This window comes from Roseateles sp. P5_E1 (assembly GCF_054049335.1).
The window spans coordinates 1-24,663 of record NZ_JBFUMN010000025.1 but is presented as its reverse complement, the minus strand read 5'-3'; the positions used below and the strand labels follow the sequence as shown (position 1 = coordinate 24,663).

Here is a 24,663-nt window from a genome sequence, read left to right as displayed (position 1 = left end):
CCGCTCGCAAGGCTTCACGGCGCTTCACTGGGCAGGGCATGTGCTTGTGCCGAACATGGTGGCGCCGGGCATGAGCCCAACAAGGAGAGAACCATGCTGATGCCTACTACCATCCGTGTCCGGGTCGCCCACCCCGAACCGCTCGTTCATCGCGGCATGGTGTCCACGCTCAGTGAAGACAGCCGCTTCCAGGTGGACGAACAGCGACCGGGTGATCCGCCCGTCGCCGGGACGGCGTCATTGCAGGTGCTCGTTACCGACCTGCCCCAAGGCGTCACTGCGGCGCTGCACCGCGGCGGACCAGCGCCAGCGGTGCTGGTGCTGTCCCACCTGGACGGCGAACTGAGCATCCGCGGTGCGCTGGAGCGCGGTGTGAAGGGCTATCTGACCCACGACTGCCTGCCCGAGCAGCTGGTTGATGCCGTGATGGCGCTCGCTCGCGGCCAACGCTACCTCCAGGGCAGCGTGGTGCAGCGCCTGGCCGATACCGTGGCGCAGGACCTGCCCACGCCGCGAGAGGTCGACGTGCTGCGCCTGATGGCCACCGGACTGTGCAACAAGGCCATCGCCGCAGAGCTGAACATCGGCTGCGGCACGGTGAAGACGCACGTCAAGGCGCTGCTGGACAAGCTCGGCGCACCCACCCGCACCGCCGCGGCAGACATCGCCAAACGCCGCGGCCTGTTGGATCCGGTGGCCGCGGGCCTCGCGCCAGACTGCTCGCTCCGCCGACGCGGCCGTGCAGCGGGCCGACATCTCCACGCGGCTGGCCACGCCCTCGCCTGAGCCTTCGCGAACTTTCACGCCGATTCACGCCGGGCGCGCGCCGCGCGATTGATGATTCGCAGGCGCGCATTGCCGTCGCGTGAAAGGAAGGGCCGCATGTTTATCGTGGGGGAATGGAAGGCTCTGATCGTCGTGCGCCCATGAGCTTCAGCGAAACTGCGGAGGCTGAACCCGGCGCTGGACCGATGGGTATCGCATTCGGCCCATTTTTTTTCGACCCTGCGCGCCGTGTGATCAGCGGCGGCTGCGGCCCGATTCGCCTGGGCAGTCGAGCGCTGCACCTCCTGGATGTGTTGCTCGAGCAGCCTGGTCGGCTGTACAGCCGTGATGAACTCGTAGCCCGCGTCTGGCCTCGCACCGTGGTCGAGGAAACGAGCCTGCGCGTGCACATCTCTGCACTGCGCAAGGTGCTGGGCGATGGCGTGGACGGCGCGCGCTATATCGCCAATGTGCCCGGGCGCGGCTACGCGTTCGTCGGAGAGACCAGGCCGTCACCCATTCCCGGGGTCAGCGAATCGGCTCAAGGACCGCTCACGTCCGCGCCAGCTTCAGGGCCGAGCGGGCCTGCACGCGCCGTGCCGCATCTCCCGCCGCGCCTGGCCCGCCTCATCGGTCGCGAGCACGCCATCGGCCACATCTCCGAGCTGTTAAAGCGCGAGCGGCTGGTGTCCATCGTAGGCGCGGGCGGTATGGGCAAGACGACCGTGGCGCTGGCCGTTGCAGACAGGCTGAGTCGAGGCTATGCCGATGGCGCCTATTTCGTCGATCTTTCGCAGCTGTCAGACCCAGCGCTGGTCGCCGCCGAACTGGGGCGGACCCAGGGGCTGATCGTGTCGCCGGGAGATTCACCTGCCGTCCTGGAAGCCACGCTGCATAGCAAGCAATTGCTGTTCGTGCTCGACAACTGCGAGCACGTGATCGACGCTGCCGCCTCGCTGGTCAGCCGGCTGATGCGCACCTGTTCCGGCGTGCATTTCCTGGCAACGAGTCGTGAGCCGCTCGATATCGAAGCCGAATGGGTATTCAAGCTGCCACCGCTGGCGCTGCCGGCGCCCGACGAATCGCTGGATCTGCAGCGTCTGCTTTCTTACCCGGCCATCCGGCTTTTCGCGGAGCGCGCGCAGGCCAACTGCGACACGTTCGAGCTGACGGACACCCACGCCACGGCAGTGCGCCGGCTGTGTGGTTTCCTGGACGGCATCCCGCTGGCCATCGAGCTGGCCGCAGCGCGTGTCGACAGCCTGGGCGTGCAAGCCCTGTCGCGACGTCTCGGCGACGCGTTCGAATTGCTCACCCGAGGCCGCCGCACGGCACTGAGTCGCCACCGGACCTTGCAGGCGGTGATCGACTGGAGCTATGACCTGCTCAGCGACAGCGAGCGKCTGGTSCTGCAGCGGCTGTCSGTGTTCCGSRGYGCCTTCGACCTGGACGGTGCGGTGGCGATTGCTGCATGCCCGCGCTTGAACCGGCAGCGCGTCATCGAGGATGTGCTCAGCCTGAGCGCGAAATCTCTCATCGTGCTGGAGTCAGCCGACGACGATGTGCTGCTGCACCGCCTGCTCTACATCACGCGGTTGTACGCCGAAAAGCGGCTGGCCAGTGGCGACGACGCACTCGACGCGCATCGCCGGCATGCCACCTTCATCGTCGAGGGCCTGCAGCGCGCGCAGGCGACAGGGGCCGGCATGTCCCGCTACCACTGGTCGCCGGCGCTGGGCTCCTCCCTCGCCGACGTACGCGCGGCCATCGACTGGGCGCTGGTCGACGAGAACGATCTTGTCCTGGGCGTGAGGCTCACCGCCGTCGCCAGGCGCGCCTACAGCGATGCCGGCCTGGTGGAGGAGTACTTGCGGTACATCGAAACGGCCCTGGCCAAACTGCCCCGGGTGGGCGCCGTCCGGGAAACGCTGGAGCTGCCACTGCGTATTGCGGCGAACTTCATGATGGGCTATGTGCCCGATGGCCGCGAGCGCTACCCGGCTGTCTTCTCGCGCATTCGTCAACTGCTGGAAACATCGGGGTCGGAGGCCGACCGCATCGAAGCCCTCTTCGGCATGAGCACGACGTCCTATGGGCAGGGGGACTACCGCCTGTCGCTCGCCTGTTGCGAGGAAATCCGCGGCCTGGCCACCGGCAGGTTCGAGCCGCTGTCCACTGCCATTTCGGACCGCATCTCGGCGCTGTGCCTGCACTCGCTGGGAGACCATGACGCTGCCGAGCGGCTGGCGCGGCGAGTCATTGCCTTCAATGGCGCGCGTGTGGGCCGGCAGTTCCTCAGCGAAGTTCCGTTCGGCGTGTCGATGGGCATTCAGCTGGCGCGCATCCAATGGCTGCGCGGTGAGTTTGGCACCGCATGGCAGACCTTGGAAGAGGCACGCGCGTGCAGCGAGGATGCCCACGTCTTCGCGCGATGCCAGGTGCTGGGCACCGCGGCCATACCGATGGCAGCGTGGCGGGGCGATGTGCCTTTGGCAACCCGTTGGGTGCAGGAACTGCAGGACCTGTCGGAGCGCCAAGGGCTGGCMTACTGGCTGGCCTATGCGCAGGCGTTCAGGCATGTGTTGTCGGGAGAAGCCATCGCGCGGGGCAGCGCCTTGGGGCTGACGATGACCAGCTGCGCTCCGCTGGGCGACATCGTCGCCACCCTTGATGAGACGCGCCCATCCGAAGCGACCCGGGCCCGCGTCGACCAGGGCGCGGTGGGCTGGTGTGCACCGGAGGTGATGCGCCTCGTCGCGCTCGATGAAATCAGCGACGCGCCGGCCAGCGCCGCGGCGCGACTGCAGCAAGCACTGAACCTGGCCGAGGCGCAGGGCGCGCGGTTCTGGATGCTGCGAATCGCGTTGAGCATGGCCAAGGCGGCGACGCACCCCGGCGACGGGCAGGACGGCATTGCAACGATGCGGGAGCTGCTGGCTGTCATCGACGATGGCAGCGCCATACCGGAACTGGTGGCGGCGCGCCTGCTGCTTGCGCGCGCCGACTGAGCCTGGAGATAGGCGACTGCCCATAGGTCAAAGCGACAGTGACAACGCCGACACGGCGCGCTGCAGCACGCCCGGCAGGCCCGCGCGGTAGACAGCCCGCACGAGCAGCAGTCCTTGATCGAACTCGACGAGTGCCCACGGCACGTGCACGGCGTGATGCAGCCCGCACTGCCGCACTTCGACGCGGCAGCCCGTTGCGCCGGCATGGCATGCGACGCCGGCGCGCGGCCAAATCAGCGCGAACACATAGTGCACCGTGGTGACGCCGTACTCACGCTCCAGATCGCATGCATCGCCGGGCAGGCGCGAGGGATAAGCCGGGCCGGTGCCGGGCAGGGAGCTCTGACGGGCTGCCTGCTGTTCGCCCAAGCTCGGCAATCCGTGGATGAAACGTGACAGCCCCGATGACGATGACGATGACATGGCGACTCCCGCCGTTGAACGCCCGGTGACTGTGGAAGCGGGCCGGGCGGCCAACACCATCCAAACGGGAGAGGCCGGCGCTGCCATCCGGGAGGCGTGCATCGCAGCCGGCTTGCCTAGCCTTGAGGCACACCACGGAACAGGTCGCAAGCCATGTGCCTCCATGCCTCTCACTGCCCCCGCCAGTCGGCCGCTCCAGCCTCGGCAGCGAACTTCTTCGACCTGATGTGCCAACGGCTCGTCGGCGAGGGCGGGCTCATTCCAGAGACGGCCTTGCGTGAACGCTGGCGCGAATACGGCCGGCCGTCGCAAGCGCTGGACGAGTTGCTGGACGGCGGCCGGCTGTGCAGCATCACCTCRCACGCGCAACGCTGGCTGCCGGCCTTCCAGTTGGACGCGAACGACCTGACGCCGCGCGCCGATGTTGCCGCCATCGCCGAGGAACTCGCGGGCGGCATGGATGCCGCCGAGATCCTGGCCTGGTTCGCCTGCCGCAACGCCGCGCTCGACGGCGAGACGCCCATCGCCCGGCTGCGCAGCGGCCTGCCCGCCGTGCTCGACGCCGCCCGCCTCGACCGCTTCATCGGCTCGGCCTGACCGAGCGGCGGCGCTCGCTGCCCGAGCCGACGAGCGCCCCTCGCCCCTGGCTCTCTCTTTCCTCGAAAGGTTTCACCATGCTTGGTCTTTCTTCACTCGGGGCCGTGCACACGGCCATCGCCCTAGTCGCCGTCATCAGCGGCTTTGCCATGACGCTGCGCTTCGGCCGCATCGGCACCGATCTCGCGTTGAGCCCCACCTACATCGGCTGCACGGCACTGGCCTGTCTGACGAGCCTGGGCATCTTCATGCACGGCGGCTTCAACGTCGCGCACAGCCTCGCGCTGATGACGCTCGTCGTGCTCGGTGTGGCCATCGCCGCCGGCCGTCACCGCGACACCAGCCGCACGGCGACCTATGTCGAGACGCTCGGTTTCTCGACGACGCTGTTCTTCCACATGATCCCGGCGCTGAACGAGACCTTCACGCGCATCCCCGTCGGCGCCCCGCTCTTCACCGGCCCGGACGACCCGGCGCTGCAAAGGCTCTTCGGCTTCGTCTTCGTCGCCTACCTGCTCGGCATTGCCCTGCAGGTGCGGCAGATCTGGAAGACGCCAGCTCCGATGCGCCGGACCTGGCTGGCTTGATGCCCGCACCCCTCCTCAACCACCCTGCCTGCCGGCACCCCTGAAAGGACTCGTCCCATGTCACATCCCATCAAGCGCGCCATCGCCGCAGGCGCCATGACGCTCGCCACCGCCACGACGATGGCAGCCGCACCCAAGCCGACGATCGTGCTCGTCCACGGTGCCTTCGCCGGTTCGTCCAGCTGGAATGGCGTCGTCGCCGAGCTGAACCAGCAGGGCTACCAGGTCATCGCCGCCGCAAATCCGCTGCGCGGCGTGGCCAGCGACGGCGCCTATGTCGCTGCGCTGGCCCGTTCCGTCAACGGCCCGGTGGTGCTGGTCGGCCACTCCTACGGCGGCGCCGTGATCTCGGCCGCAGCCAACAATATGCCGCAGGTGAAGGCGCTGGTGTTCGTCGCAGCCTTCGCGCCCGACCAGGGCGAAAGCGCGCTCGCGCTGACGGGCAAGTTCCCCGGCTCCACGCTGCCGCCCACGCTCGCCGCGCCGGTCAAGCTCGACGACGGTGGCGAAGACCTCTACGTGCACCAGGACAGGTTCCCGCAACAGTTCGCCGCCGATGTGCCGCTGGCGCAGGCCCAGGCCATGGCTGCGACGCAGCGCCCGATCAAGGCGACGGCGCTGTCGGAGGCCGCCCCCACCCCGGCCTGGAGGGCCATCCCGTCCTGGTCCATCTACGGCAGTGCGGACCTCAACATTCCGCCGCAGGCCATGGCCTTTATGGCCGATCGCGCCAAGTCCAGGAAGACCGTCGTGGTGCAGGGCGGCTCGCACGCGCTGATGGTGTCCCACCCGCGCGAGGTCGCCGCGCTAATCGTCGACGCCGCGCGCTGACGCGCCCTCCCAGCCACCTTTCGAGAAGTCTCATGAGCCCAGCATCAGCATCAAGCGAGGACCGGCCCGGCCCCGGCGGCAAGCAGTCCTCGATCGCCATCTATGCGCTGACGATCGGCGCCTTCGGTATCGGCACCACGGAGTTCGTCATCATGGGCTTGCTGCTGCAGCTCGCGGCGGATCTGCAGGTCAGCGTGCCCACGGCCGGCTTGCTGATCTCCGGCTATGCCCTCGGCGTCTTCGTCGGCGCGCCGCTGCTGACGGCCGCGCTCAGCAAGGTGCCGCGCAAGAAGGCCTTGCTGGCGCTGATGGCCATCTTCACGCTTGGCAACCTGGCCTGCGCGCTGGCGCCGAACTACGCCGTGCTGATGATCGCGCGGGTCGTCACGTCCCTGGCGCACGGCACCTTCTTTGGCGTGGGCGCCGTGGTGGCCGCCAGCCTGGTGCCGGCCGACCGCAAGGCTGCCGCAATCTCGACGATGTTCACCGGCCTGACGGTCGCGACGCTGCTGGGCGTGCCCGCGGGCTCGTGGCTCGGCCTGCACTTCGGCTGGCGGTCGACGTTCTGGGCGGTCTGCGCCATCGGCCTGGTTGCGATGGCGGTCATCGCTCGCTTCGTGTCGGCGCGCGAGGCGGGCTGTGGCAGCGGTGTGTCGCTGAAGGAGGAGCTGAAGGTGCTCGGCCGCCTGCACGTTCTGCTGGGCCTGACGGCCACGGTGTTCGGCTTCGCCGGCGTGTTCGCGGTGTTCACCTACATCCAGCCGCTGCTGACCCAGGTCACCGGCTTTAGCGACGCGGGCGTGTCGGCGATCCTGCTGATGTTCGGCATCGGCATGGTGCTGGGCAACGTCATCGGCGGCCGCCTGACCGACCGCGCGCCGGTTCGCATGCTGCTCGGCTCGCTTGCGGCCCTGGCCCTCGTGCTGGCGCTGATGGGCTTTGCCATGGGCCACCGCGTGGCCGCAGTGCTGTTCGTTGGACTGCTCGGCACCGGCGCCTTCGCGACGGTGTCGCCGCTGCAGTTGCGCGTGCTGAACCAGGCCCAGGGCGCCGGACAGAGCATGGCCTCCAGTCTGAACATCGCCGCCTTCAACCTCGGCAATGCGCTCGGCGCGTGGCTAGGCGGTGTCGTGATCGCGCGTGGCCCCGGCTTGGCCAGCMTGCCCTGGGTGGCGGCGCTGCTGACGCTGGGTGGACTGGCCGTGGCGGGCTACAGCGTATGGCGCGAGCGCGCTGCCACACGGGGCAGCGTCGCGCCGGGGCGGCTGCCTGGCCGACCGTCCCGGAGCAGTCTGTCGTGACGGGCCGCTCGATGCACAGGTTGACGCTGTGCCAAGCGCTCATGGCGAGCCTCTGCTGCCTGCCGCTCTGCAGCCGGGCCGAGCCTGGCGTGACGATCTACGGGCTGCTGGACACGACGCTGCGTTACGCGACGCACGCTGGCGCTGGTGGTCGTCATCTGTCCGGCATGAACGATGGCGCCTTCACCGGCAGCCGGCTGGGCTTGCGCGGCAGCGAAGACCTCGGTGGCGATCTGAAGGCCTTTTTCTCGATCGAGCAAGGCCTGGACCCTTCTGCCGGCACGCTGACGCAGGTCACGCCGTCGCCCAACTACGGCCAGTCGGCGGCACCTGCCGGCCGTGCGTTCGGCCGCGAAGCACTGATCGGGCTGAGCGCCGGCAAGGCCGGCACGCTGACACTGGGCCGGCAGTACACCTTGGCCAACGTCTATTCGAGCCGGTTCCAGCCGAACGCCAATCCGAACCAGGAGGTGCTCGCGCTGCTGGTCGGGCACCAGCTGGTCCGGCAGGACAACATGATGAAGCTGGCGGTCGAGGCGGGCGGCTTAAGCGCCAGCATAAGCCGGACGCTTGGCGAAGGTACGAACGGCGCCTCCTGGGCGGTCGCCGGCGCGTACAAGGCCGGGGTGCTGGATCTGGCCGCTTACGCAGCAGCCATGGACAGCGCGGGCCGGTCCGAGACGCGCCGCATTCAAGGGCTCGGCACTGCAATTGAACTCACGCAGGGGCTGAAGGCCTACGTCGGCACCATGAGGCGGCGCGACCGCGTCAGCGGCCAGGCCAACGACGTCTGGGTGGCGGCCCTGAGCTATGCGGCGGGGTCCTTCGTCTACACGCTCTGCGGCGGCGAAGACCGACAGCGACGGGTGTTCGAAGGCAGCAGGCAGCTGGGCTGGCTGCACGCGGACTACCTGCTGTCCAGGCGCACGGACGTCTATGCCGTCATCGATGCCAACCGCATCACCGGCGCCTACCCGCTGCCGGCGTTCATGACGCGGCGTGGGCTGCAGCGCGGGGCCGAACTGGGCCTGCGCCACCGCTTCTAACCCCCACCGAGTCGGCGCTCAGCGCGACGTGGACGCCTCGAGGAAGCGGCGCACCGCGGCGATCAACTCGGCGGGGCGCTCTTCCAGCACCCAGTGGCCCGCGCCGGGGATGACTTCTTCCGTCACATCGTCGGCGACATTCCTCATCACCGTCGCCATCGTCGCGCCATAGGATCGCCCGCCACCGATGGCCAGGATCGGCATTCTTAACCTCATCGTGGCGGCGAAGGCGCGGTTGTCGACGACGTCCTGGTCGAAGGCCTTGAACTGCTCGAAGGCCGAGTGCATGGCGCCGGGCTGGGCGTAGAGCGCCGCGTTGTGTGCGCGCCAGCTGTCCGGATAGCGATTGCCCGGCGCGGTGAACTCGTTCCAGAAGCGGTCCAGGTAGATGCGCTCGCGGCCGGCCACGAGGCGTTCGGCGTCGGCACCCCAGAACGACCAGTGCCAGACCGCATGCCGGCGTGCGATCTCGGTCCACGGCTCGATACCGGGAAGCGGCGCATCGAGGATGGCGAAGCGGCTGACGCGGCCGGGGTACTGCGCGGCGAAGGCATAGCCGACCATGTTGCCGATGTCGTGCGTGACCAGCGCCACCGACCGCACGCCCAGGGCATCCAGCACGGCCGCCAACTGGCGCGCCTGGGTCTTCTTGTCGTAGCCCCCTTCGGGCCGCGCCGACAGGCCCATGCCCCGCAAGTCCGGCACGACGACGGTGAAGCGCTCGGCCAGCTGGGCCGCCAAAGGCGCCCACATGTCGCCGGTTTCGCCAAAGCCATGCAGCAGCACGACAGTCGCGTTGCTCTTGCCGCCCCCACCGCCGATACGCAAGTGCAGCGCGGCGCCATCGCCCACGATGTCGCGGACGGCGAAGTCCGCGGGGAAGGCGGGAACGCCGGTGTCGGCCCGGCCAGGCAGTCCGGCGAACAGCAGCGCCGACAGCGCCCAGGGCGCGATGCGGCGCTGCCAACGAGGGCTGACCGGATGGATTGATGTGTCTCGTGGCACGGCTGCCTCCTGGACTCTGTGGCCGGCAGTCTTGCGGTCTGGCCGGCCCGGTGCATGACCCAAAGGAGAGAGGCCGGCCTGGCCCGACCGGCAGTGGGCGCGCGACGTCATCCCGCTGAAAGTGTGCTCACCCTTTTGAGGAGTCACCGTCATGAACCCACAGTCCCACCCCGCGCAACCCATCGCGCCGACCTGCAAGCCTCGCGGCCGCCACGTGTTCGGCTTGGCAATGCTGGCGTTGGGCCTGCACGCGGCGCACGCCATCGGCGCGCCGATGCAGTCCGCCGGCAAGTTGACCTTCGTCGACGCGAACACCGTCGTCGTCGCCGATTGGCGCGGCGGCCAGTTGCACACGCTCGCCCTGCCGCCGGCAGCGGCAGGTAAGCCGGCACCCTTCAACCTGAAGGACGTCTCGGGCGCCATCGCGAAGGTCCTCAACACCCGGCCGGAGAGCCTGCGCTTCGAGGACATGGCGGTGCGACCCGGCAGCGAGGTGGCCTACATCACGCTGTCGGTCGAAGCCAACGGCGCGGGCGCCAAGCCTAGGCCGGTGCTGGTGTCGGTCGACGCGGCCGGCAAGGTCAGCCGTGTCGACCTCGACCGCGGCCGGCGCGAGTCGGTCGCCATCGGCGATCTGCCCACTTCAGACAAGCACCTCTGGCGCGACACGCCGGCCGCGAGCTTCACCGTCACCGACATGAAGTTCCACGAGGGCAAGCTCTACGTGGCGGGGCTGTCCAACGCGAGCTTCGCGTCGGCGCTGCGCGTCTTCGACTTCCCGTTCAAGGGCGGTGCGGCGGTCAGCAGCGTCGAGATGTACCACCCGGTGCACAACCAGTTGGAGACCCGCGCGCCCATCCGCAAGATGGTGATCACCAACCTCAACGGCGAGCCGACGCTGGTGGCGGCGTTCACCTGCTCGCCGCTCGTGACCATCCCGTTGAAGGATCTGAAGGACGGCGCCCACATAGCCGCCAAGACGGTCGCCGAGTTCGGCTGGGGCAGCGCACCGGCAGGCATGGTGATGTTCGACGCGGGCCAGGGGCCGATGGTGCTGCTGACGCACTCGCACAARTCSGCCGACCTGATGTCSGTCRCCGACATYGCCGACRCGTCGACCAAGCCCGGCYTGTCCACGCCGATCAAATGGCCGGCCGAGCCCACGCTTGGCCTCAAGTCCACCTACGTGCCGATGCGCGTCGCGCACATCGACAACCAGGACGCGACCTTCTTCGCGGCGCTGCGCCGCAACGAGACGAGCGGCGCGATGGAGCTGGTCTCCATGCGCAAAGGGTTGTTCCTGCGCCTGAGCGACTTCGTCAACGAGTACGACTTCGCGGACTTCAAGTACCCGGCGAACGACCAATGGAGTGGCGTGCACCGCACGCTGCGCACCGACGAGGGCTTTGCCGACCTGGCGCCGCCAGCCAAGCCATGACGCTGGCATGCCGTCTTGTGGCGCTGCTGGCCCTGGGGGCTTCGGCAGCGATGCCACTGGCCAAGGCCGCCCCGGTCGAGATACACCCGGCAGGACCAGTGGTTCCAGAGAACCTGCTGCGGTTCGAGCTGCGGTTCGACCGGCCTCAGCGCGTGCCCTTCGACGTCGAACGGCTGAAGTTGCTCGATGGCCAAGGGATCGAAATCCAGCATGCGCTGCTCGATGTGGCGTTGCCCGATGCAGACGGCCGGCGCATCACTGTGCTGCTCGACCCGGGCCGCGTGAAAACCGGCGTCGGGCCGAACCTGGAAGCCGGGCGCGCCTTGAAGGAAGGCGCCACGGTGAGCCTGCTCGTGGCGGGCAGCGATGCAGATCCATCGCCTGTGGTGAAGACTTGGCGGGTGACGGCCGCCGTGTCGCATCCTCTGCAGCCGCAGCTGTGGCAGCTCGGCGTGCCGCGCCAGGGCTCACGCGACGCGCTGTCGGTCGACCTACGCGCACCCATCAGTTCGGCCGGTGAGCGGCTCATCGTGGTGGTGGATCGGCACGGGCACCGCGTCGAGGGCAGCGTGACGCTTGACGATGGGGACGCGACGTGGCGCTTCAAACCGGCGCGGCCTTGGGCAACTGGCCGTCATCGGCTGGTGACCCATCCCGGGCTCGAGGACGCCGCTGGCAACCGGCGCTGTGCAGCCTTCGAGGCGCCCATCAGGAGCGTGGAGACGTGCGAGGGAGCGAGTCTCGAGTTCACGCCAAAGCGCGCTTCTTGATGCGTTGCCCGTCCAACCCGATTCCCCAGTCATGGTTGCCCGACTTCTTCATCACCTCAACACCTTTCAAGGAAAGTCGAAATGGATCTAAAACTCGAAGGCAAGCTGGCTCTCGTCAGTGGCAGTACAGCCGGCATTGGCTACGCCATCGCGCGCACGCTGGCGCAGGAAGGCACCCGCGTCATCGTCAATGGCCGCACCCAAGCGGCTGTTGATGAAGCGATTGAACGGATACGCTCGGACACGGGAGGAACGGTCGAAGGCTATGCCGGTGACCTGAGCCGCGCCGCGGCAGCCGAGGAGGTTGTCCAGCGGCATGCCGGCATAGAGATCCTCGTCAACAACCTGGGCATCTTCGAGCCGAAGGGTTTTGAGGACATCCCCGACGAAGACTGGATGAGATTCTTCGAAGTCAACGTGCTCAGCGGTGTGCGGCTGTCCCGCCTGGTGTTGCCGGCGATGAAGCGCGTGAACTGGGGCCGCATCATCTTCATCTCCAGCGAAAGCGCGGTGCAGATTCCCACCGAGATGATCCACTACGGCATGAGCAAGACCGCTCAGCTCGCCGTGTCGCGCGGGCTGGCCGAGTCGGTCGCCGGCACCGGCATCACGGTCAACAGCGTGTTGCCCGGACCGACCAAGTCCCGCGGCGTGGGCGACTTCGTACAAGACATGGCCCGTGTCGATGGCAAGACCTTCGAGCAGGTCGAGTCCGAGTTCTTCGACAAGGTGCGACCCACGTCGCTCATCAAGCGTTTCGGCACCCCTCAAGAGGTGGCGTCTCTCGTTGCCTATGTGGCCAGCCCGCTTGCCTCGGCAACCACCGGTGCGGCACTTCGTGTGGACGGCGGCGTGGTCAAGAGCGCCTTTTGACCGCAGCGGCTGGTTGTGTTTGCTTATGTCGAGCCCAAGGCACAACGTCCTGACTATCCCCACTCTGGTCAGCAACCACGATCTCTTCGATGCTCGTTCTTTGAACGTCAGAAGCTTGGGCGAGAGGTGCGGTTCCGCGCCAACATCAACGTACTTTGCGCTACGTCAGCTATGAAACGGACGGTTGGGACTTGGAAGCTGACGTAAAGCGCACCCAGGCGTTCAGTCTTCCCCATTCCAGCAATCGATGACCTCAAAGTGACCGACAGCGGTCATCTGCCTTCGACAGGCGAAGGACGGCAGCCGCTGCGGTCCTGTCCTCCGCCGTCGCTCTCGACCTTCCGCTTTGGGCACCTTGCTGCCTCCCGCTCCGCGGGGAGGAACGGCGGGACATGACCGGGAATCTCATTTCCCGCCCGCACCTGAAAGCTGCCCTACGGACCGAGCAAGTGGGTGAGCCACGCCGCCGCCCAACTGACCTTGTTTGCGCGTCGACGCGCGGCCCGCAATAGGCAAGAACTGGCAGGTGAACCCCAAATGGCGGAACATTGGGCATCCAAAGGAGACTGCAATGACCCGCCGGGACACGCCGCTCGAGGGCGGCTTCAACAAGCTGGTCGATGAACAACTGGAGCTAGCTGCGGTCAAGCTGCCGGTGCTGACGCCGGTGCATCCGTCACCGGTGGATCACGAAGAGCTGAAGGCCGTCCACGCCAACATCGAAGACCTGCTGCTGGGCAACGCTGAGGCCACGCCCGAGATGCTGGAAGAAATGGCGGCGCTTCAGGATGCTCCCGAGCTCAGCGAAGAAGAACTGGCGCGCCAGGCGCTGGCCCATGGCGGTGCCGACAGCGCCCCAGCGACGCCTGAGTAGGGCGCTAGCTAGCCCTTCGTTCAACCCGACAGCCAACGCCATACAGCCTCGCCCGCGATGCAGCGACTTCGGTCATGTGCATCGCGGGCCGAGCCGCGTGCCGTTGCCTTGCAGCAGAATTGCCGCATGCCAGCTGACATCCGTGTGCCGTTCCCCAAAGCTGACAAGGACCTTCGCCTCTACTTCGACGAGAGCGTCGAGAGCCAGTTCGGCCTAGCCCTCGACTTCAGCGTCGCGGAGTTCGACGAGTTGGCCCGCATGACCGGCATCGTGGTTTCTGGCGCGGAGGCCACCGACGTCGGTGTTGCCGTCCACTACAGGGTCTCCTGGGAAGCCTTCCACGCCTGCGACGACAAGATCGTCACTGGCGCCGCGGCCCGCTTTGTTCGCGGCAAGCCCGAGGGTTCAGGCTGGCTCTTCGAGAAGGCAGCGCCACCCGACGTGCGCAGCACCCGCGACGAGTTCTGACCCACCGACATGGACTCACGGGCGCCTCCAACGACGCCGGCTCCCGAGCTCGAGGGCAGCAGCAAGCTAGGCTAGATGCGGCTGTCTGGATGGATTTCGATCCTCCTCCTCTCCACCAAGTGATCATTCCAGACGTTTCCACACCGTCCCAGGAAGCCCGAAAAGCCCTTGAGAATCAACGCTCCAGGGCTTTTTCTTTGGCTCTTTGCGCATTGATTCGTGATGGCTCACGTCTTGAGCCTGTGGGAAGGGATATTGGCTCGCACGGCCCCGGAGTCTGGGGCGACGGGAGTCACAGATGCGCAGCCGAGAACTCAAGAGGATGCTGGCCGAGGTATCGAAGCTGACGCCGGGGCAGCGGCAGGAGTTGATGCAGGCCTTGAGCGGCGCCGACGAGGTCGTGCAGGTCGTACAGACGGTGCAATCGCGTCCGCTGGCCTGTCCGCACTGCCAAGGTGAGCGCGTGGTTCGCAATGGACACGCCAGCGGGTTGCAGCGCTACAAATGCCGCAGCTGCACCAGGACCTTCAACTCGCTGACCGAGACGCCGCTGGCTCGGCTGCGGCACAAGGGGAAATGGGAGCGCCAAGCCCAAGTGCTGCGCCAGGGCTTGAGCGTGCATCAGGCCGCGGACACCCTGTCGGTGGCTCCCAGCACGGCCTTCCGCTGGCGTCACCGCTTCCTGCAACTGGCCCAGGGCGTGAAGGCCCGAGTGCTGCAAGGCGTGGTGGAGGCCGATGAGACCTACTTCCTGCGCTCCAGCAAGGGCCAACACGTGCAGGCCCGCAAGGCTCGACGCCGAGGCGGCAGCGGAGCCAAGCGCGGACTGTCCGACGAACAAGAGCCGGTGTTGGTGGCGCGAGACCGCTCCGGCGCGACGGCCGACTTCATCCTGCAACGCGCCGGTAAGGCTCAGACCATCGCGGCGTTGGCGCCGGTACTGGCCCCGGACGCTGTGCTGTGCACGGATTGCAGTGGCTCGTTAGGAGTGGCAGCCAAGCATCTGGGCGTCGAGCACCATGCGCTGAATCTCTCCCGAGGTGAGCGGGTGCAGGGCGCTAGGCACATCCTGAACGCCAACGCGTATCACGCCAGGCTCAAGAACTGGATACGCCGCTTCAATGGGGTGACCAGTTCGTACTTGGCCAGCTACCTGGGCTGGTTCCGCGCCTTGGACCGGTCAGCCCAAACTCACCGACAGCCCGCGCCGTTCCTGGCTCTGGCTGTCGGTGCTTGATACGTCATCAAGCAATGAGCAAAGAGCCAATTCCAAACCCACCCCTCAGGACATCGTGGAATCGCTTTCCGTGGATGAACTGCACGCGGTGATTTTCGATCTGAGGACCTGGGCGGAGACGTGCGGCGCTGGGGGCGACCCACATTTGACTGCGCTTTGCTTGCGCATTGGAAGGGAAACGGACACTGCGATGGGGATCTTCACCAGGGCAGCAGTTGCCCATATGGCTTCGCGCAGGGCGGCCTTTTTGTGGGCTGCCGGCCGATAGAGTGGCGTGCGGCGGAATCGCTTCCGGAACAAATGGGAAGGACGATGCGGCCCGGCTCAAGCGCCGGGATCCACGAAGTAGCGTCGGCGCTTCGCCTTGTAGCTGTCCTTTTGGAAGTGCGTGGGTAGCCAGTCGGCGGTGAGCACTTTTAGGTAGCCAGCCTCGGGGTCGGATTTGCCCGCCTCCGTCAGCACGCGCGAAATGTAGCGCGCGTAGTGGTGGTCGAAGACACGCATGAATTCGCCGAAATAGATGTCGGCCACACGTGTGTTACCGCGGATGACCAGCATGTTCTCGTCGTTGATGCGCTGCGAGGGTTTGCTGAAGTTGGCGGACCCGGAGATCACAAGCGGATCTTTTCCAAGCGGATCGATCAGCATGAACTTGTTGTGGATGTAGCGGTTGCGGTTGAGGGGATTCGAGCGCTCGCGCAGGAAGTTCGCCAGCGCGCCGCTTTCGAGGTAGGAGCCCGCCGCGAAAATCAGGTCGCGGTCATGCCCGATGTTCTCGGTCTCGCCGAGCGGGTCGTCCTTGACGACGTAGCGCAGCACGTCGTTGTCCACGTTGAGCACCTGGGCGAACAGCGGATCGATGTTGAATGCGAAGGTCATGCATGCGATCTCCTTCGCTTCGGCCAGGCGGTCGGCATACCACTGCAGCGTTTCGTTGCTGTCCTCGTCGTCGCGCGGCGAGAAAACCGGGGTCACGGAGTTATTCGGCGTCTTCTTCTGCGGCAGAGGCGTCGCCGCCTTCAGCGCTCCGCGCAACTTGGTCGGCGTCGTCTTCTTCTGCGCCAGCAGGTCCCAGTAGTCGAGATACTTCTGCGCAACCTGGCGGTCCCACACAACGTGTCCGACGTTGGAGTGGCCGAAGATGCCGCCGTCCGAGATATTGGTTGATCCGGTCCACACTGCGGCCGGCCCCTTCTTGTCCATCAGCACGATGAACTTGTTGTGGCGGATGCCTTCGCTCACGGTGCGGGGGATCACCGCGCCAAGTTCGGCAAGGCCGGCGTTGCCGATGGTCTCTTCGTTGGTGACCTTGTAGGTGCTTTCGGCGTCGTAGACGATCTTCACGTCGGCGCCACCTTCGATTGCCTTCACGAAAGCATTGGCCACCGGCGCGTAGTGGAACTCGTACAGCGCGGCACGCAGGGCCATGCCGTCCTTCGCCTGGCTGATGAAATCGATCAGCGCCTCGAACAGCCCGCGCGACAGCCAGCGCATCTCCTCGGCGCGCGGGTTGTCGGCCTCGGGTGCGCGGTTTCCGAACTCGCGCGCATAGGCCTGCGAACCGATGACGCCGCGGTTGAAATGAACGTCATGGCCCGGTCCTCCCGAGCCGACGCTTGCCGGATCAATGGCGTCCTCCGCCGTCACGTCGAGCGTGACTGCGGCCGCGTGGTCCAACTTGGTGTTCTTGACCGAACCGAAAACCGGCACGATGCGGTACAGGTAGTGGCATCCCGCCTTCGCGGTGTAGTCCGCCCACTGGAACGTCTGGACGGGATGCTCGGCGGTCGGCACCGGCGTCCCAGGCGGCAGTCCCTTGTCCTTGTCCTTGAAGCGCTTGATGCCGCGCATCCAATAGCGCTCGACCTCATCACCGTTCCCGTCCAGCTCTGTGCGCTCTATCGCGTAGCCCAGCAGGTCTGTGCGTGTCGGCTTCTTGCCGTCCAAGGTGTCCCAGGCCAGAACCACGACGTATGTGCCGGCATAGGCGGCCGCCTTCAGGTCCGAACTCTTGGCAGTGGTTCGCATTCGTCTCTCCCTCCGGTATTCGAGAATTGGCGCATGCGCCTCCGCGCTAGAACTTGACTGAGAAGCCCGGGTTCGCCACCTGAGCCTTGGTGTAGCTGACACCATCGACCCGCAGACCCTGCTCGTTGACGACGGTGATCAGCCCGCCCTTGTTGGGCAGCATGACCGGTGGCTTCAGAGTGATGCGCAGCGTGTCGCCGGCCACAATACTTCCGGCCAGCGGCATGGCGTTCTTGTCCCGGTCAAGCAATTTCCAGCCCTGCAGGTCGATGGTCTGCGAAGTGGTGTTCAGCAGCGTGACGGTCTCGATCTCGGGGGAGCGCGTCGGGTTGACCAGCGCCGCCACGATGCGCACCGCACCATCGGGCGCCTCGGGTCGCGGCTGCGTGCCCGGGTCAAAGGGATTACCTGGGTCGCTCGGATCCGACGGCGGGCCGCTAACGTCGCCGTCAAGGCGGTGGCCAGTCTTGTCGTCGCTGTGCCAGGTCTGGGACTGGAACTTCAGGAACACACCGACCCACTGGCTCTGTCCGGGGAAGTGCAGCAGCAGCGCGCCGTCCTGATAGACGCCATCGGTTTCCGTAAAGCGGCCGACATTGGCCTGGTTCATGTGGATGTCGTGCACGCCATTGCCCGGCAGGAATCCGAAGATCTTGTCTTTCTTACCGTTCTCCGGACCCCAGCGTTCGCCGAAGGCGTAGAGCATCGCGTCCTCGTCGGCCATCGCACGCTGGATGTAGTGGTCGATCTTCTCGTTCAGGTCGTTGTCTGGGCCGGCGATGCTGGCGGGCAGAGGCACCAGCTTGCGCGGGTCGAACAGGTTGCTGCGAATGAAGTCGAGCGCTGGACCGCTTGGCTTGTTTGGCAGCACGTTCCAGCCGGTTTTCAGTTCTTCGAACTGCGCGAGGAAGGGATGCTGGAAGTGCGACTCGATCAGGTATTCGACCTCCGACGGCGCTAGCTGCGACGTCACGTTAACCGCGATGCGGTAGTCGTTTGTGTCATCGACGACATGGACCTGGTAGTGCGGGTTCTGCCCGGATCCCAGTTGCCTGTTGATGGGGCGTCCCTTGAGAACACCGTAGCTTTTGAGTGGCATGGAAACTACCTGGAGAGTGAACCGTCCAATGACGTTAGTCCAACAGTGACGTGCCGCAGATGACAACGGCGCCAAGAACCGCCAGGCGTACGCAACTTTGATGAGACGCGAGAGTCCCGCGCCCGACTGCCGCCGCACCATGACAAATGCGCGAGGAAGGCCAGTGCCACCGGCTGCCTGCTCAGCGCTAGCGCGATTCCAATGCTGTGGCACTGACCGCCATCACCCGGAACAAGCTGCAAGGACGCGCCCCGCGAAAGGATGGCGAGCGTCAGCATGAGGATCGCCGGCCGTGCGAAACAGCTACCTATTCGGGAAGCGCGGCAGCGGCTGCTTGCGCGTGGCGCTTTCGCGCTGGAACGTATCGCGGCAGACCAGGGCCGGCTTCAAGATGACTTGGCCGGACGGATACGCTTCAGACGGGATGGCTAGCGCAACAGCTGGGCGACATACGGCAAGGCCGCTTCATAAACTTCGTCCGGCGTAACCGGCCGAGCGTCGGTTCTGGCTGGCACGGCTAGAAGCGGGACTACTAGCGCGGCCGGCAGCAGACGCTCTGCGCCGTCCCTCCCGGGCAGCGCCAGACCGACCAGTCGCCCCGCAGCGTCAAAGACAGGTCCGCCACTCAGCGCGGCACCGGCGGGCCAGCCAAGGGCTTGTGCGCCGCTGCGGTCGACACGACCTAGGAAGCCCAACTGCAGCACCGGCCAGGCAGGCGCTGCGCTGTCAATACGCAACATGCCCAGGCGGGATGCGGGGCTACCGGCAAACACACGTAGGGGGACACGGCTCAGCGGGACGGCGGCGCCAGCGGGTGCCAGGGGTGGCTCGACACTCAACAGCACCAGACCCAGTTCAGCGAGAGCGGCATCTGCCGCCAATGGCCGCGCACGGCTCGCGCGGCCCAGACCATTGCGCAACCACAGCGCCTCGGCGCCGGAGACAGCGTCTGCCGGCACCAAGGCCAGGCGGCCGGCGTCCAGCAGCAGCCCCGTCGCGACTGGGCGGCTCGCGGCAGGCACGTCCATGCCATGGGGCCAGGGGCCTGGCGGCTGCGAGGGCAGCACCATGCTGGACGACAAGCCTTCCAGCAGCAGAGCAAGCGCGTCGTCGGCAGATTCACCGCGAGTGAGGTGCCGCTGCACGTAGTCGGCCTGGCCGGATAGCGCCAGCAGCCACAAGTGCAGCGCGCGCGCAGCCGGCTCGTCCCGGTGCGCAGCGGCGGAGTGGGCGGCGAAGGCCAACGCCTGGCGCATATGGCCGCCCTGGAGCTGCATCTGCAGTTGCAGCATCTCGGTGTCGGCTGCGTGGCTCATGCCAGCAGCCGTTTCGAGAGGCACCAGTGCCGCATCGGGCTCGCCGCGGGACAGGGCAGCGCGCGCCACGTTCAGGTGACGTTGGCGCGCTGCTTCCTGCGCGGGCGGCAGGGCGTCGTCATGATGCGCCGGCGCTGCTGTCGCCGCCGGCAGCGACAGCAGCGCCGCCAGCAGCAGGCCGGCCGGCCCGTTCAGCCGTCTCAAGGCGTGACGGTGATGCGCGGCTTGGCCAGCTCGGCGGCGGCGCCGTTGTACGCCGCAGCAGGTGCCTTGTAGCCGCTCAGGTAGGCAATGAGCGCATCAATGTCCTGCCCGCCGCCTACCAGGTTGGTGCCGCCCACCAACACGCTGAAACCGTCGCCACCTGTGGCCATGAAGTTGTTGACGGTGACGCGGTAAGCCTTGGTCGGGTTTTGCAACACGCCGTTGATGACCAGTTGTTCCGTCGGTCCTGTGGCCAGCGGCGGGACGAGTGTCAGGTCCTTGGGCGTGAAGCTGACGCTCTTGATGCGAGTGCCACAGCTGCCGCCGCTGGACCAGGTGTAGCTGAAGCCGTTGCTGACCTGCATGATGCGCTGCGCGATCTGGCCGTTGCAGCCGCTGAACTGCTGCTCCAGCACATCCTTGATCTGCTGCTGGGTCAGCGTGATCGTCTGCAGGATGTTGCCGAAGGGCTGCACCGTGAAGGCATCGCCGTAGGTCAGGCTGTACGGGTAGGTGGCGCTGCCGGGCTTGACGAAGCCGGGGTTGCGAACGCCGCCGGCATTCATGAAGGCGATCTGCGCACCGCCCAGGCTGGCCGGCTGGGTGGCAGCGAGCTGCGCGTCCGCGATCAGGTCGCCGGCTTGCATCTCGCCTGCCGCGTTGGCGCCGTTGCTCAGGTCGCCGGTGATCGTGGCGACGATGGCGTTCGCCAGGGGCGAGACGGCCGCCTTGTAGGCGCCGACGACATTGGCCACAGCCGGGTTGGCGGCGATGTGGTCCTGCGCGGCAATAACCACGGGGTCGGTCGCAGCCACGACGGTGCCACTCACGCGCTTGTCGCGGGCGACCAGCACGTTGTTTGGATTCACGTCGATGACGTCGCGCGTGGCCGGGTCGATCTTCAGGTCGATCTCGGTCACCATGCGGCCGAATGCGCTGGCGCTGGTCACCGGCACCAAGCGGCCGGACCTGTTCGGCACGCCGGAGACGCGCGGCGTTGTCGAGGCGCCGTTGCTGCTGACGTCGATAGTTGTCTTGGAGCAGTTGTAGGCCGCGTGCGTATGGGCACTGACGACCAGGTCAACGGCGTTGTCCAGGCGCTTGACGATGGCGCGGATGTCGGAGTCCGTGCCGTCGGCGTTGCGCAGGTCGCCGGTGCAGCCGTTGATGTCGCTGGTGGTGGGCTGTGTGCCGCCGCCGGTGATGAAGTTCTGGAAGCCCCCCTGGTGGACCAGCACGACGATGGACTCGATGCCCTGGGCGCGCAGCTTCGGCACGAGGGCGTTGACGGTGTCTGCCTCGTCGTTGAATTGCAATCCGGCAACGCCGGTGGGGGTGACGACACCAGGCGTGCCCTTGAGCGTCATGCCGATAAAGGCCACTTTGACGCCGCCGAAGTTCTTGATGCCGTAAGGCGCCAGCAGCGAGCGGCCGGTGGCCGTCTCGATGACGTTGGCCGACAGCCACTGGAACTTGGCGCCGTCGAAGGTGCCGGGGGCCGACGAGCCGAAACCGCGGCAGCTGTTGGCGTCAGGCGCGCCATTGGCCGCCAGCTTGCAACCGCCCGTCTGCAGGCGGCGCAGTTCGGTCTTGCCCTTGTCGAACTCATGGTTGCCGACAGAGGAGAAGTCCAGGCCGATCTTGTTCAACGTTTCGACGGCGGGCTCATCGAAGAACAGCGCCGAGATCAGCGGCGAGGCGCCGACCAGGTCACCACCGCCGACCACGACGGTGTTCATGTTCTTGGCACGCATGCCGGCCACATAGGCACCCAGGAATTCGGCGCCGCCGACGTCCGGGCGGTTGCCAGCGTTGGCATAGGTGCCGACGGTGTTAGGACCGAAGGTGCCGGGCGATTCCAGGTTGCCGTGATAGTCGTTGAAGGCAACGATCTTGACGGTGATCGGGGCCGGGACGGCGGCTTGGGCAGCGCCGGCGAGCAGGGCTGCGGCGAGGGGAAGGAGCTTGAAGCGCATGTAAGTCTCTCCTCGGCGATCAGGTGTTGCGGCGGCGCATGCCAAGCAGCAGGCCAAGTCCGATGAGCAAGGTGGCATAGGCGGCGGGCTCGGGGACGGGGCTGACGGTGAGCTTGACGCCGCCGATGGAGGCGTTCAGCGGGCCAAAGGCATCCGTCGTCGACTGGAAGAGGAGACCGCTGATGACGTGGGTGCCGGCGCCCAGCGTGAAGCTGCCACGGCTGAAGTCGCTGTTCGCGAGCGCGGCATCGGGGTCGAACGTGATGTTGCCGGCGGCGTCGCCGTTGACGGCAGCACCGGTGCTGCCCAACTGCTTGGCGCCGTCGTAGACATGGAAGCGGTCCCCCGAGAAGCCGGTATCGACGACCGTCAGCGTGCCGACTTGGCCGGCGGCGATGGTCACCTCGAAGCTCAACGGTGCGCCGAAGTCGTCCTGCCAGCCAAAGCTGTAAGGAGCCAGGTTGGCGTCGACTGTGAAACCGGCCCAGTTGCCGTCGCCGGGAAGCGTGATGGCATGTGCGGATGAGAGCGCAGTCAGCGCCAGTGCGGTGGCGATAAAGGTGGAACGCATGAGGATCCTCGGGGGACGTGGGGATAAGGAATAGTCGACTGCAGCGGTGTCCCGCTGTTGACGTGCTCCAGCCCGGCGACGTGCCTTTGGAACCAGGGGCAGTGACCTTTGCGTGAATAAGCGCTGCCAGTTCGGCCACGTTTGATTTCATGAATTTTCAGGAGCAGCAGACCTCGATCAAGTGCTGAGCTGGACAAGCGAGTCCCAAACGACCCTGCAATGCACACAGACGAATCGGCGGGACGCTTCTTCGGTGTCGATCTTTTCCTGTTTGATGAGAAGTCGCCGGCAAGTCGGGCATCTGCAAATGAACGCCCGCACAACCCAGGTCGTCAGGCCTAGCGTACCCAGCACCATCGTTACAGACACCAGCAGCAGATCCCGCCGCGAGGTGCCGCTTCCGTTGTTCAGCAAGGCCGCGCAGGCAAACTCCACCAGCGTTGCAACAAGCAGCGCAAGTGCGAGCCATCGGGTGGTTTTCGCGTGCGTCGGGTGAAGGAGTCGCTTGATCGTTGGGCCGCTTGCCCCGGCTACAACACGACCCGGCGAACGTCGATTTCAGTGTCTTCCCAGGCCACGCTGTCGGCAATCGGCTCGACAACGGCGTGTCCGTCGGAGTTGAGCCCCAGACATCTTCTCGTCAGCTCGGTCAGCCACGACGTATGAAGCAGATGGTTCCCAAGCGATAGAACCAGCGATTGAGGACGGTCATCAAGTTGGATCTGCATGCCGGCTCCACATATTGCTGCTGCAGTTTGCAGGTTCACCGTGACAAGCCTGCTCATCAGCGCGGGGCCAATCTGCTCCTCTCAGCTCATGCTGAGCCGTTCCCGAATGGACCACCGCTTGAGAGCCCGAGCTAGCGTGCTAGGTCGCGTTGCTCGTCAATGCCCTCGAAGAAGCTGCGCACCATTGGCCTGTCGCGGCGCTCGCCCAAACAGACGAAATGGGCGTAGGTTCGGGCCTCGGCGTCGGTCAGCTCGCTATAGGGCGCGGCGACAAAGCGCCGGTCACGCGAGAACTCCGCCAGAACAGCGACGTCGGCGCGGTAGTCCAGCAGCCGCTCCAGCACGTTGAAGGGGGCTCGTACGCCTCCCGAACCGTTGATGACAAGCAGCGCGGGCGGAGGGCGTTGATTTCGCGCGGCACATCCAAACCCAGACATCGCGGGCCGCCATGGTGTCCCGGCCTTCAGCGTGTCCGTTGCGCTTTCCCGCGGATGGCGGGTCGTTGACGCGGTGCAAATGGCATCACCGCAGTGACAAAAGTCACGCCGCAACGCTGGTTCATCGGGATGTCATCCGCGTCAAAGACGTTATGAACATGATGGGCGCGCCAAAAGGAGCCGTCATGTCCTCGCCCGCCACCCCCGTCAAGACCCAAGCTGCCCGCCAACTGCTCGCCGGTCCGCGCTCGAACCTCACGGTGCCGATGCGCATGCTCCTCATCAACGTTGACGGCCRCCGTCGCACGGTGGAACTGCAGGACATTGCGCGCTCGCTCAACCTCGCCCCTAATGCGCTCGAAGAGCTCCAGCGCGATGGATTGATTTCCGGCCTGGCTGAGCTTTCACATGCGCCTGAAGTGATGGAGCAGCCGCCCATCGAAGTCAAGGCAGCTCTGGCCCCGGCCTCCTCCGCCGACGATTTGCGTCGCTTGATGCGAGCCAAGATGTTCGCATTCGACCTTGCCTGCCGAATGCTGGCCGGCCGCGATGCAGAGCTGCGCGCAAGTGCGCGCGAGGTCAATAGCGAATCGCGCTTTCTGGATTGGCTGGCCGAGGCCTCGACCCGCATTGAGACAGCGTCAGATGGCGAGCGCGCGCAGTTGTTTCGCGACCGGGTGGCGCAGGCGGCGGCGTAGCAGCGGGCCTGTAGCGCAGTCGTTTCTGCAATCTGCTCCCTTTTGGCCTTCAGGGTCTTGTGTCATATGGCTTTGAGCCGCCTTGAAAAATCCATATGCCGCACCGCAACATCTGATCTTCTGTAGCGCTTGTCTCCTCCACCGCCTCCGGTGGATTCACCCCTGTCGGCGAGGGCCGGCGGGGGTTTCTTTTTGGCTCTTTGCGCATTGATTCGTGATGGCTCACGTCTTGAGCCTGTGGGAAGGGATATTGGCTCGCACGGCCCCGGAGTCTGGGGCGACGGGAGTCACAGATGCGCAGCCGAGAACTCAAGAGGATGCTGGCCGAGGTATCGAAGCTGACGCCGGGGCAGCGGCAGGAGTTGATGCAGGCCTTGAGCAGC

At 66.3% G+C, this 24,663-nt stretch carries 23 protein-coding genes; 14 read left to right on the top strand and 9 right to left on the bottom strand.

Annotated elements, in window-relative coordinates; translation table 11 throughout:
• Positions 1-93: 93 nt before the first annotated feature.
• Complete coding sequence (locus ACXJKJ_RS18290; RefSeq protein WP_457391464.1) at positions 94-786, top strand: LuxR C-terminal-related transcriptional regulator; 693 nt, start codon at positions 94-96, stop codon at positions 784-786.
• A gap of 140 nt (positions 787-926) precedes the next feature.
• Positions 927-3,773 (top strand): ATP-binding protein, encoded by a 2,847-nt coding sequence (locus ACXJKJ_RS18285; RefSeq protein ID WP_457391463.1) that lies wholly within the window; start codon positions 927-929, stop codon positions 3,771-3,773.
• 27 nt (positions 3,774-3,800) lie between these two features.
• Here ACXJKJ_RS18285 and ACXJKJ_RS18280 read toward each other — a convergent pair whose 3' ends face one another.
• Positions 3,801-4,142: a hypothetical protein gene (locus tag ACXJKJ_RS18280; RefSeq protein ID WP_457391461.1), complete on the bottom strand. Its 342-nt coding sequence runs from the start codon at positions 4,140-4,142 to the stop codon at positions 3,801-3,803.
• A gap of 327 nt (positions 4,143-4,469) precedes the next feature.
• Between ACXJKJ_RS18280 and ACXJKJ_RS18275 the strand changes: the two genes are divergently transcribed.
• The 5 genes from ACXJKJ_RS18275 (at position 4,470) to ACXJKJ_RS18255 (ending at position 8,558) form a co-directional block, all read left to right on the top strand.
• Positions 4,470-4,793, top strand: a complete 324-nt coding sequence (locus tag ACXJKJ_RS18275) for a hypothetical protein (protein ID WP_457391460.1) — start codon at positions 4,470-4,472, stop codon at positions 4,791-4,793.
• 77 nt (positions 4,794-4,870) lie between these two features.
• Positions 4,871-5,380 carry a hypothetical protein gene (locus tag ACXJKJ_RS18270; RefSeq protein WP_457391459.1) on the top strand — a complete coding sequence of 170 codons (510 nt, stop codon included), beginning with the start codon at positions 4,871-4,873 and terminating at the stop codon, positions 5,378-5,380.
• A gap of 57 nt (positions 5,381-5,437) precedes the next feature.
• Positions 5,438-6,211: an alpha/beta fold hydrolase gene (locus tag ACXJKJ_RS18265; protein ID WP_457391458.1), complete on the top strand. Its 774-nt coding sequence runs from the start codon at positions 5,438-5,440 to the stop codon at positions 6,209-6,211.
• Between the two features lie 32 nt (positions 6,212-6,243).
• The gene (locus ACXJKJ_RS18260; RefSeq protein ID WP_457391457.1) at positions 6,244-7,512 is read left to right on the top strand and encodes an MFS transporter; all 1,269 of its coding nucleotides are present in this window, start codon (positions 6,244-6,246) and stop codon (positions 7,510-7,512) included.
• A complete protein-coding gene (locus tag ACXJKJ_RS18255) occupies positions 7,509-8,558 on the top strand; it encodes a porin (RefSeq protein WP_457391456.1) in 1,050 nt (349 codons plus the stop codon). Before ACXJKJ_RS18260 ends, ACXJKJ_RS18255 begins: the two co-directional genes overlap by 4 nt.
• Before the next feature lie 18 nt (positions 8,559-8,576).
• On the opposite strand, the gene ACXJKJ_RS18250 is transcribed toward ACXJKJ_RS18255, so the two are convergent.
• On the bottom strand, positions 8,577-9,563 hold the full coding sequence (locus ACXJKJ_RS18250; RefSeq protein WP_457391455.1) for an alpha/beta fold hydrolase: 987 nt from the start codon (positions 9,561-9,563) through the stop codon (positions 8,577-8,579).
• A gap of 151 nt (positions 9,564-9,714) precedes the next feature.
• Here ACXJKJ_RS18250 and ACXJKJ_RS18245 point away from each other — a divergent pair, with 151 nt between their 5' ends.
• The 6 genes from ACXJKJ_RS18245 (at position 9,715) to ACXJKJ_RS18220 (ending at position 15,223) form a co-directional block, all read left to right on the top strand.
• Positions 9,715-11,001: a hypothetical protein gene (locus ACXJKJ_RS18245; protein ID WP_457391454.1), complete on the top strand. Its 1,287-nt coding sequence runs from the start codon at positions 9,715-9,717 to the stop codon at positions 10,999-11,001.
• Positions 10,998-11,771 carry a hypothetical protein gene (locus ACXJKJ_RS18240; RefSeq protein WP_457391453.1) on the top strand — a complete coding sequence of 258 codons (774 nt, stop codon included), beginning with the start codon at positions 10,998-11,000 and terminating at the stop codon, positions 11,769-11,771. Before ACXJKJ_RS18245 ends, ACXJKJ_RS18240 begins: the two co-directional genes overlap by 4 nt.
• Before the next feature lie 81 nt (positions 11,772-11,852).
• Positions 11,853-12,644, top strand: a complete 792-nt coding sequence (locus ACXJKJ_RS18235; protein WP_457391451.1) for an SDR family NAD(P)-dependent oxidoreductase — start codon at positions 11,853-11,855, stop codon at positions 12,642-12,644.
• A 571-nt stretch (positions 12,645-13,215) separates the two neighbouring features.
• Positions 13,216-13,518: a hypothetical protein gene (locus ACXJKJ_RS18230; protein WP_457391450.1), complete on the top strand. Its 303-nt coding sequence runs from the start codon at positions 13,216-13,218 to the stop codon at positions 13,516-13,518.
• Between the two features lie 126 nt (positions 13,519-13,644).
• On the top strand, positions 13,645-13,986 hold the full coding sequence (locus ACXJKJ_RS18225; RefSeq protein WP_457391449.1) for a hypothetical protein: 342 nt from the start codon (positions 13,645-13,647) through the stop codon (positions 13,984-13,986).
• Positions 13,987-14,284: 298 nt separating this feature from the next.
• Positions 14,285-15,223, top strand: a complete 939-nt coding sequence (locus ACXJKJ_RS18220) for an IS1595 family transposase (protein ID WP_457391448.1) — start codon at positions 14,285-14,287, stop codon at positions 15,221-15,223.
• Between the two features lie 324 nt (positions 15,224-15,547).
• Here the strand turns inward: ACXJKJ_RS18220 and ACXJKJ_RS18215 are convergent, their stop codons facing one another.
• From ACXJKJ_RS18215 to ACXJKJ_RS18185, 7 genes are all read right to left on the bottom strand, one after another.
• Positions 15,548-17,251, bottom strand: coding sequence for a phospholipase D-like domain-containing protein (locus ACXJKJ_RS18215; protein ID WP_457391446.1), 1,704 nt, complete (start codon positions 17,249-17,251; stop codon positions 15,548-15,550).
• 46 nt (positions 17,252-17,297) lie between these two features.
• Positions 17,298-18,350, bottom strand: coding sequence for a DUF2278 family protein (locus ACXJKJ_RS18210; protein ID WP_457391444.1), 1,053 nt, complete (start codon positions 18,348-18,350; stop codon positions 17,298-17,300).
• A 428-nt stretch (positions 18,351-18,778) separates the two neighbouring features.
• Entirely contained in the window at positions 18,779-19,870 is a 1,092-nt protein-coding gene (locus ACXJKJ_RS18205; protein WP_457356082.1) for a hypothetical protein, read from the bottom strand.
• On the bottom strand, positions 19,867-21,846 hold the full coding sequence (locus ACXJKJ_RS18200) for a bifunctional metallophosphatase/5'-nucleotidase (RefSeq protein WP_457391442.1): 1,980 nt from the start codon (positions 21,844-21,846) through the stop codon (positions 19,867-19,869). The genes ACXJKJ_RS18205 and ACXJKJ_RS18200 overlap by 4 nt, the downstream gene beginning before the upstream one ends.
• Before the next feature lie 19 nt (positions 21,847-21,865).
• Positions 21,866-22,417: a PEP-CTERM sorting domain-containing protein gene (locus ACXJKJ_RS18195; RefSeq protein ID WP_457391441.1), complete on the bottom strand. Its 552-nt coding sequence runs from the start codon at positions 22,415-22,417 to the stop codon at positions 21,866-21,868.
• Positions 22,418-22,947: 530 nt separating this feature from the next.
• Complete coding sequence (locus ACXJKJ_RS18190) at positions 22,948-23,145, bottom strand: hypothetical protein (protein ID WP_457391439.1); 198 nt, start codon at positions 23,143-23,145, stop codon at positions 22,948-22,950.
• Between the two features lie 131 nt (positions 23,146-23,276).
• Positions 23,277-23,489 (bottom strand): hypothetical protein, encoded by a 213-nt coding sequence (locus ACXJKJ_RS18185; protein ID WP_457391437.1) that lies wholly within the window; start codon positions 23,487-23,489, stop codon positions 23,277-23,279.
• Between the two features lie 278 nt (positions 23,490-23,767).
• Between ACXJKJ_RS18185 and ACXJKJ_RS18180 the strand changes: the two genes are divergently transcribed.
• Positions 23,768-24,280: a hypothetical protein gene (locus ACXJKJ_RS18180; RefSeq protein ID WP_457391436.1), complete on the top strand. Its 513-nt coding sequence runs from the start codon at positions 23,768-23,770 to the stop codon at positions 24,278-24,280.
• The last annotated feature ends 383 nt before the right edge of the window (positions 24,281-24,663 follow it).

Excerpts from the sequence above, each read along its gene's own strand:
- ACXJKJ_RS18195 (WP_457391441.1), bottom strand. The coding sequence starts at position 22,417 with ATGCGTTCCACCTTTATCGCCACCGCACTGGCGCTGACTGCGCTCTCA.
- ACXJKJ_RS18210 (WP_457391444.1), bottom strand. The coding sequence starts at position 18,350 with ATGCCACTCAAAAGCTACGGTGTTCTCAAGGGACGCCCCATCAACAGG.
- ACXJKJ_RS18200 (WP_457391442.1), bottom strand. The coding sequence starts at position 21,846 with ATGCGCTTCAAGCTCCTTCCCCTCGCCGCAGCCCTGCTCGCCGGCGCT.
- ACXJKJ_RS18215 (WP_457391446.1), bottom strand. The coding sequence starts at position 17,251 with ATGCGAACCACTGCCAAGAGTTCGGACCTGAAGGCGGCCGCCTATGCC.
- ACXJKJ_RS18230 (WP_457391450.1), top strand. The coding sequence starts at position 13,216 with ATGACCCGCCGGGACACGCCGCTCGAGGGCGGCTTCAACAAGCTGGTC.
- ACXJKJ_RS18190 (WP_457391439.1), bottom strand. The coding sequence starts at position 23,145 with ATGCAGATCCAACTTGATGACCGTCCTCAATCGCTGGTTCTATCGCTT.
- ACXJKJ_RS18225 (WP_457391449.1), top strand. The coding sequence starts at position 13,645 with ATGCCAGCTGACATCCGTGTGCCGTTCCCCAAAGCTGACAAGGACCTT.
- ACXJKJ_RS18235 (WP_457391451.1), top strand. The coding sequence starts at position 11,853 with ATGGATCTAAAACTCGAAGGCAAGCTGGCTCTCGTCAGTGGCAGTACA.
- ACXJKJ_RS18265 (WP_457391458.1), top strand. The coding sequence starts at position 5,438 with ATGTCACATCCCATCAAGCGCGCCATCGCCGCAGGCGCCATGACGCTC.
- ACXJKJ_RS18240 (WP_457391453.1), top strand. The coding sequence starts at position 10,998 with ATGACGCTGGCATGCCGTCTTGTGGCGCTGCTGGCCCTGGGGGCTTCG.
- ACXJKJ_RS18220 (WP_457391448.1), top strand. The coding sequence starts at position 14,285 with ATGCGCAGCCGAGAACTCAAGAGGATGCTGGCCGAGGTATCGAAGCTG.
- ACXJKJ_RS18270 (WP_457391459.1), top strand. The coding sequence starts at position 4,871 with ATGCTTGGTCTTTCTTCACTCGGGGCCGTGCACACGGCCATCGCCCTA.
- ACXJKJ_RS18290 (WP_457391464.1), top strand. The coding sequence starts at position 94 with ATGCTGATGCCTACTACCATCCGTGTCCGGGTCGCCCACCCCGAACCG.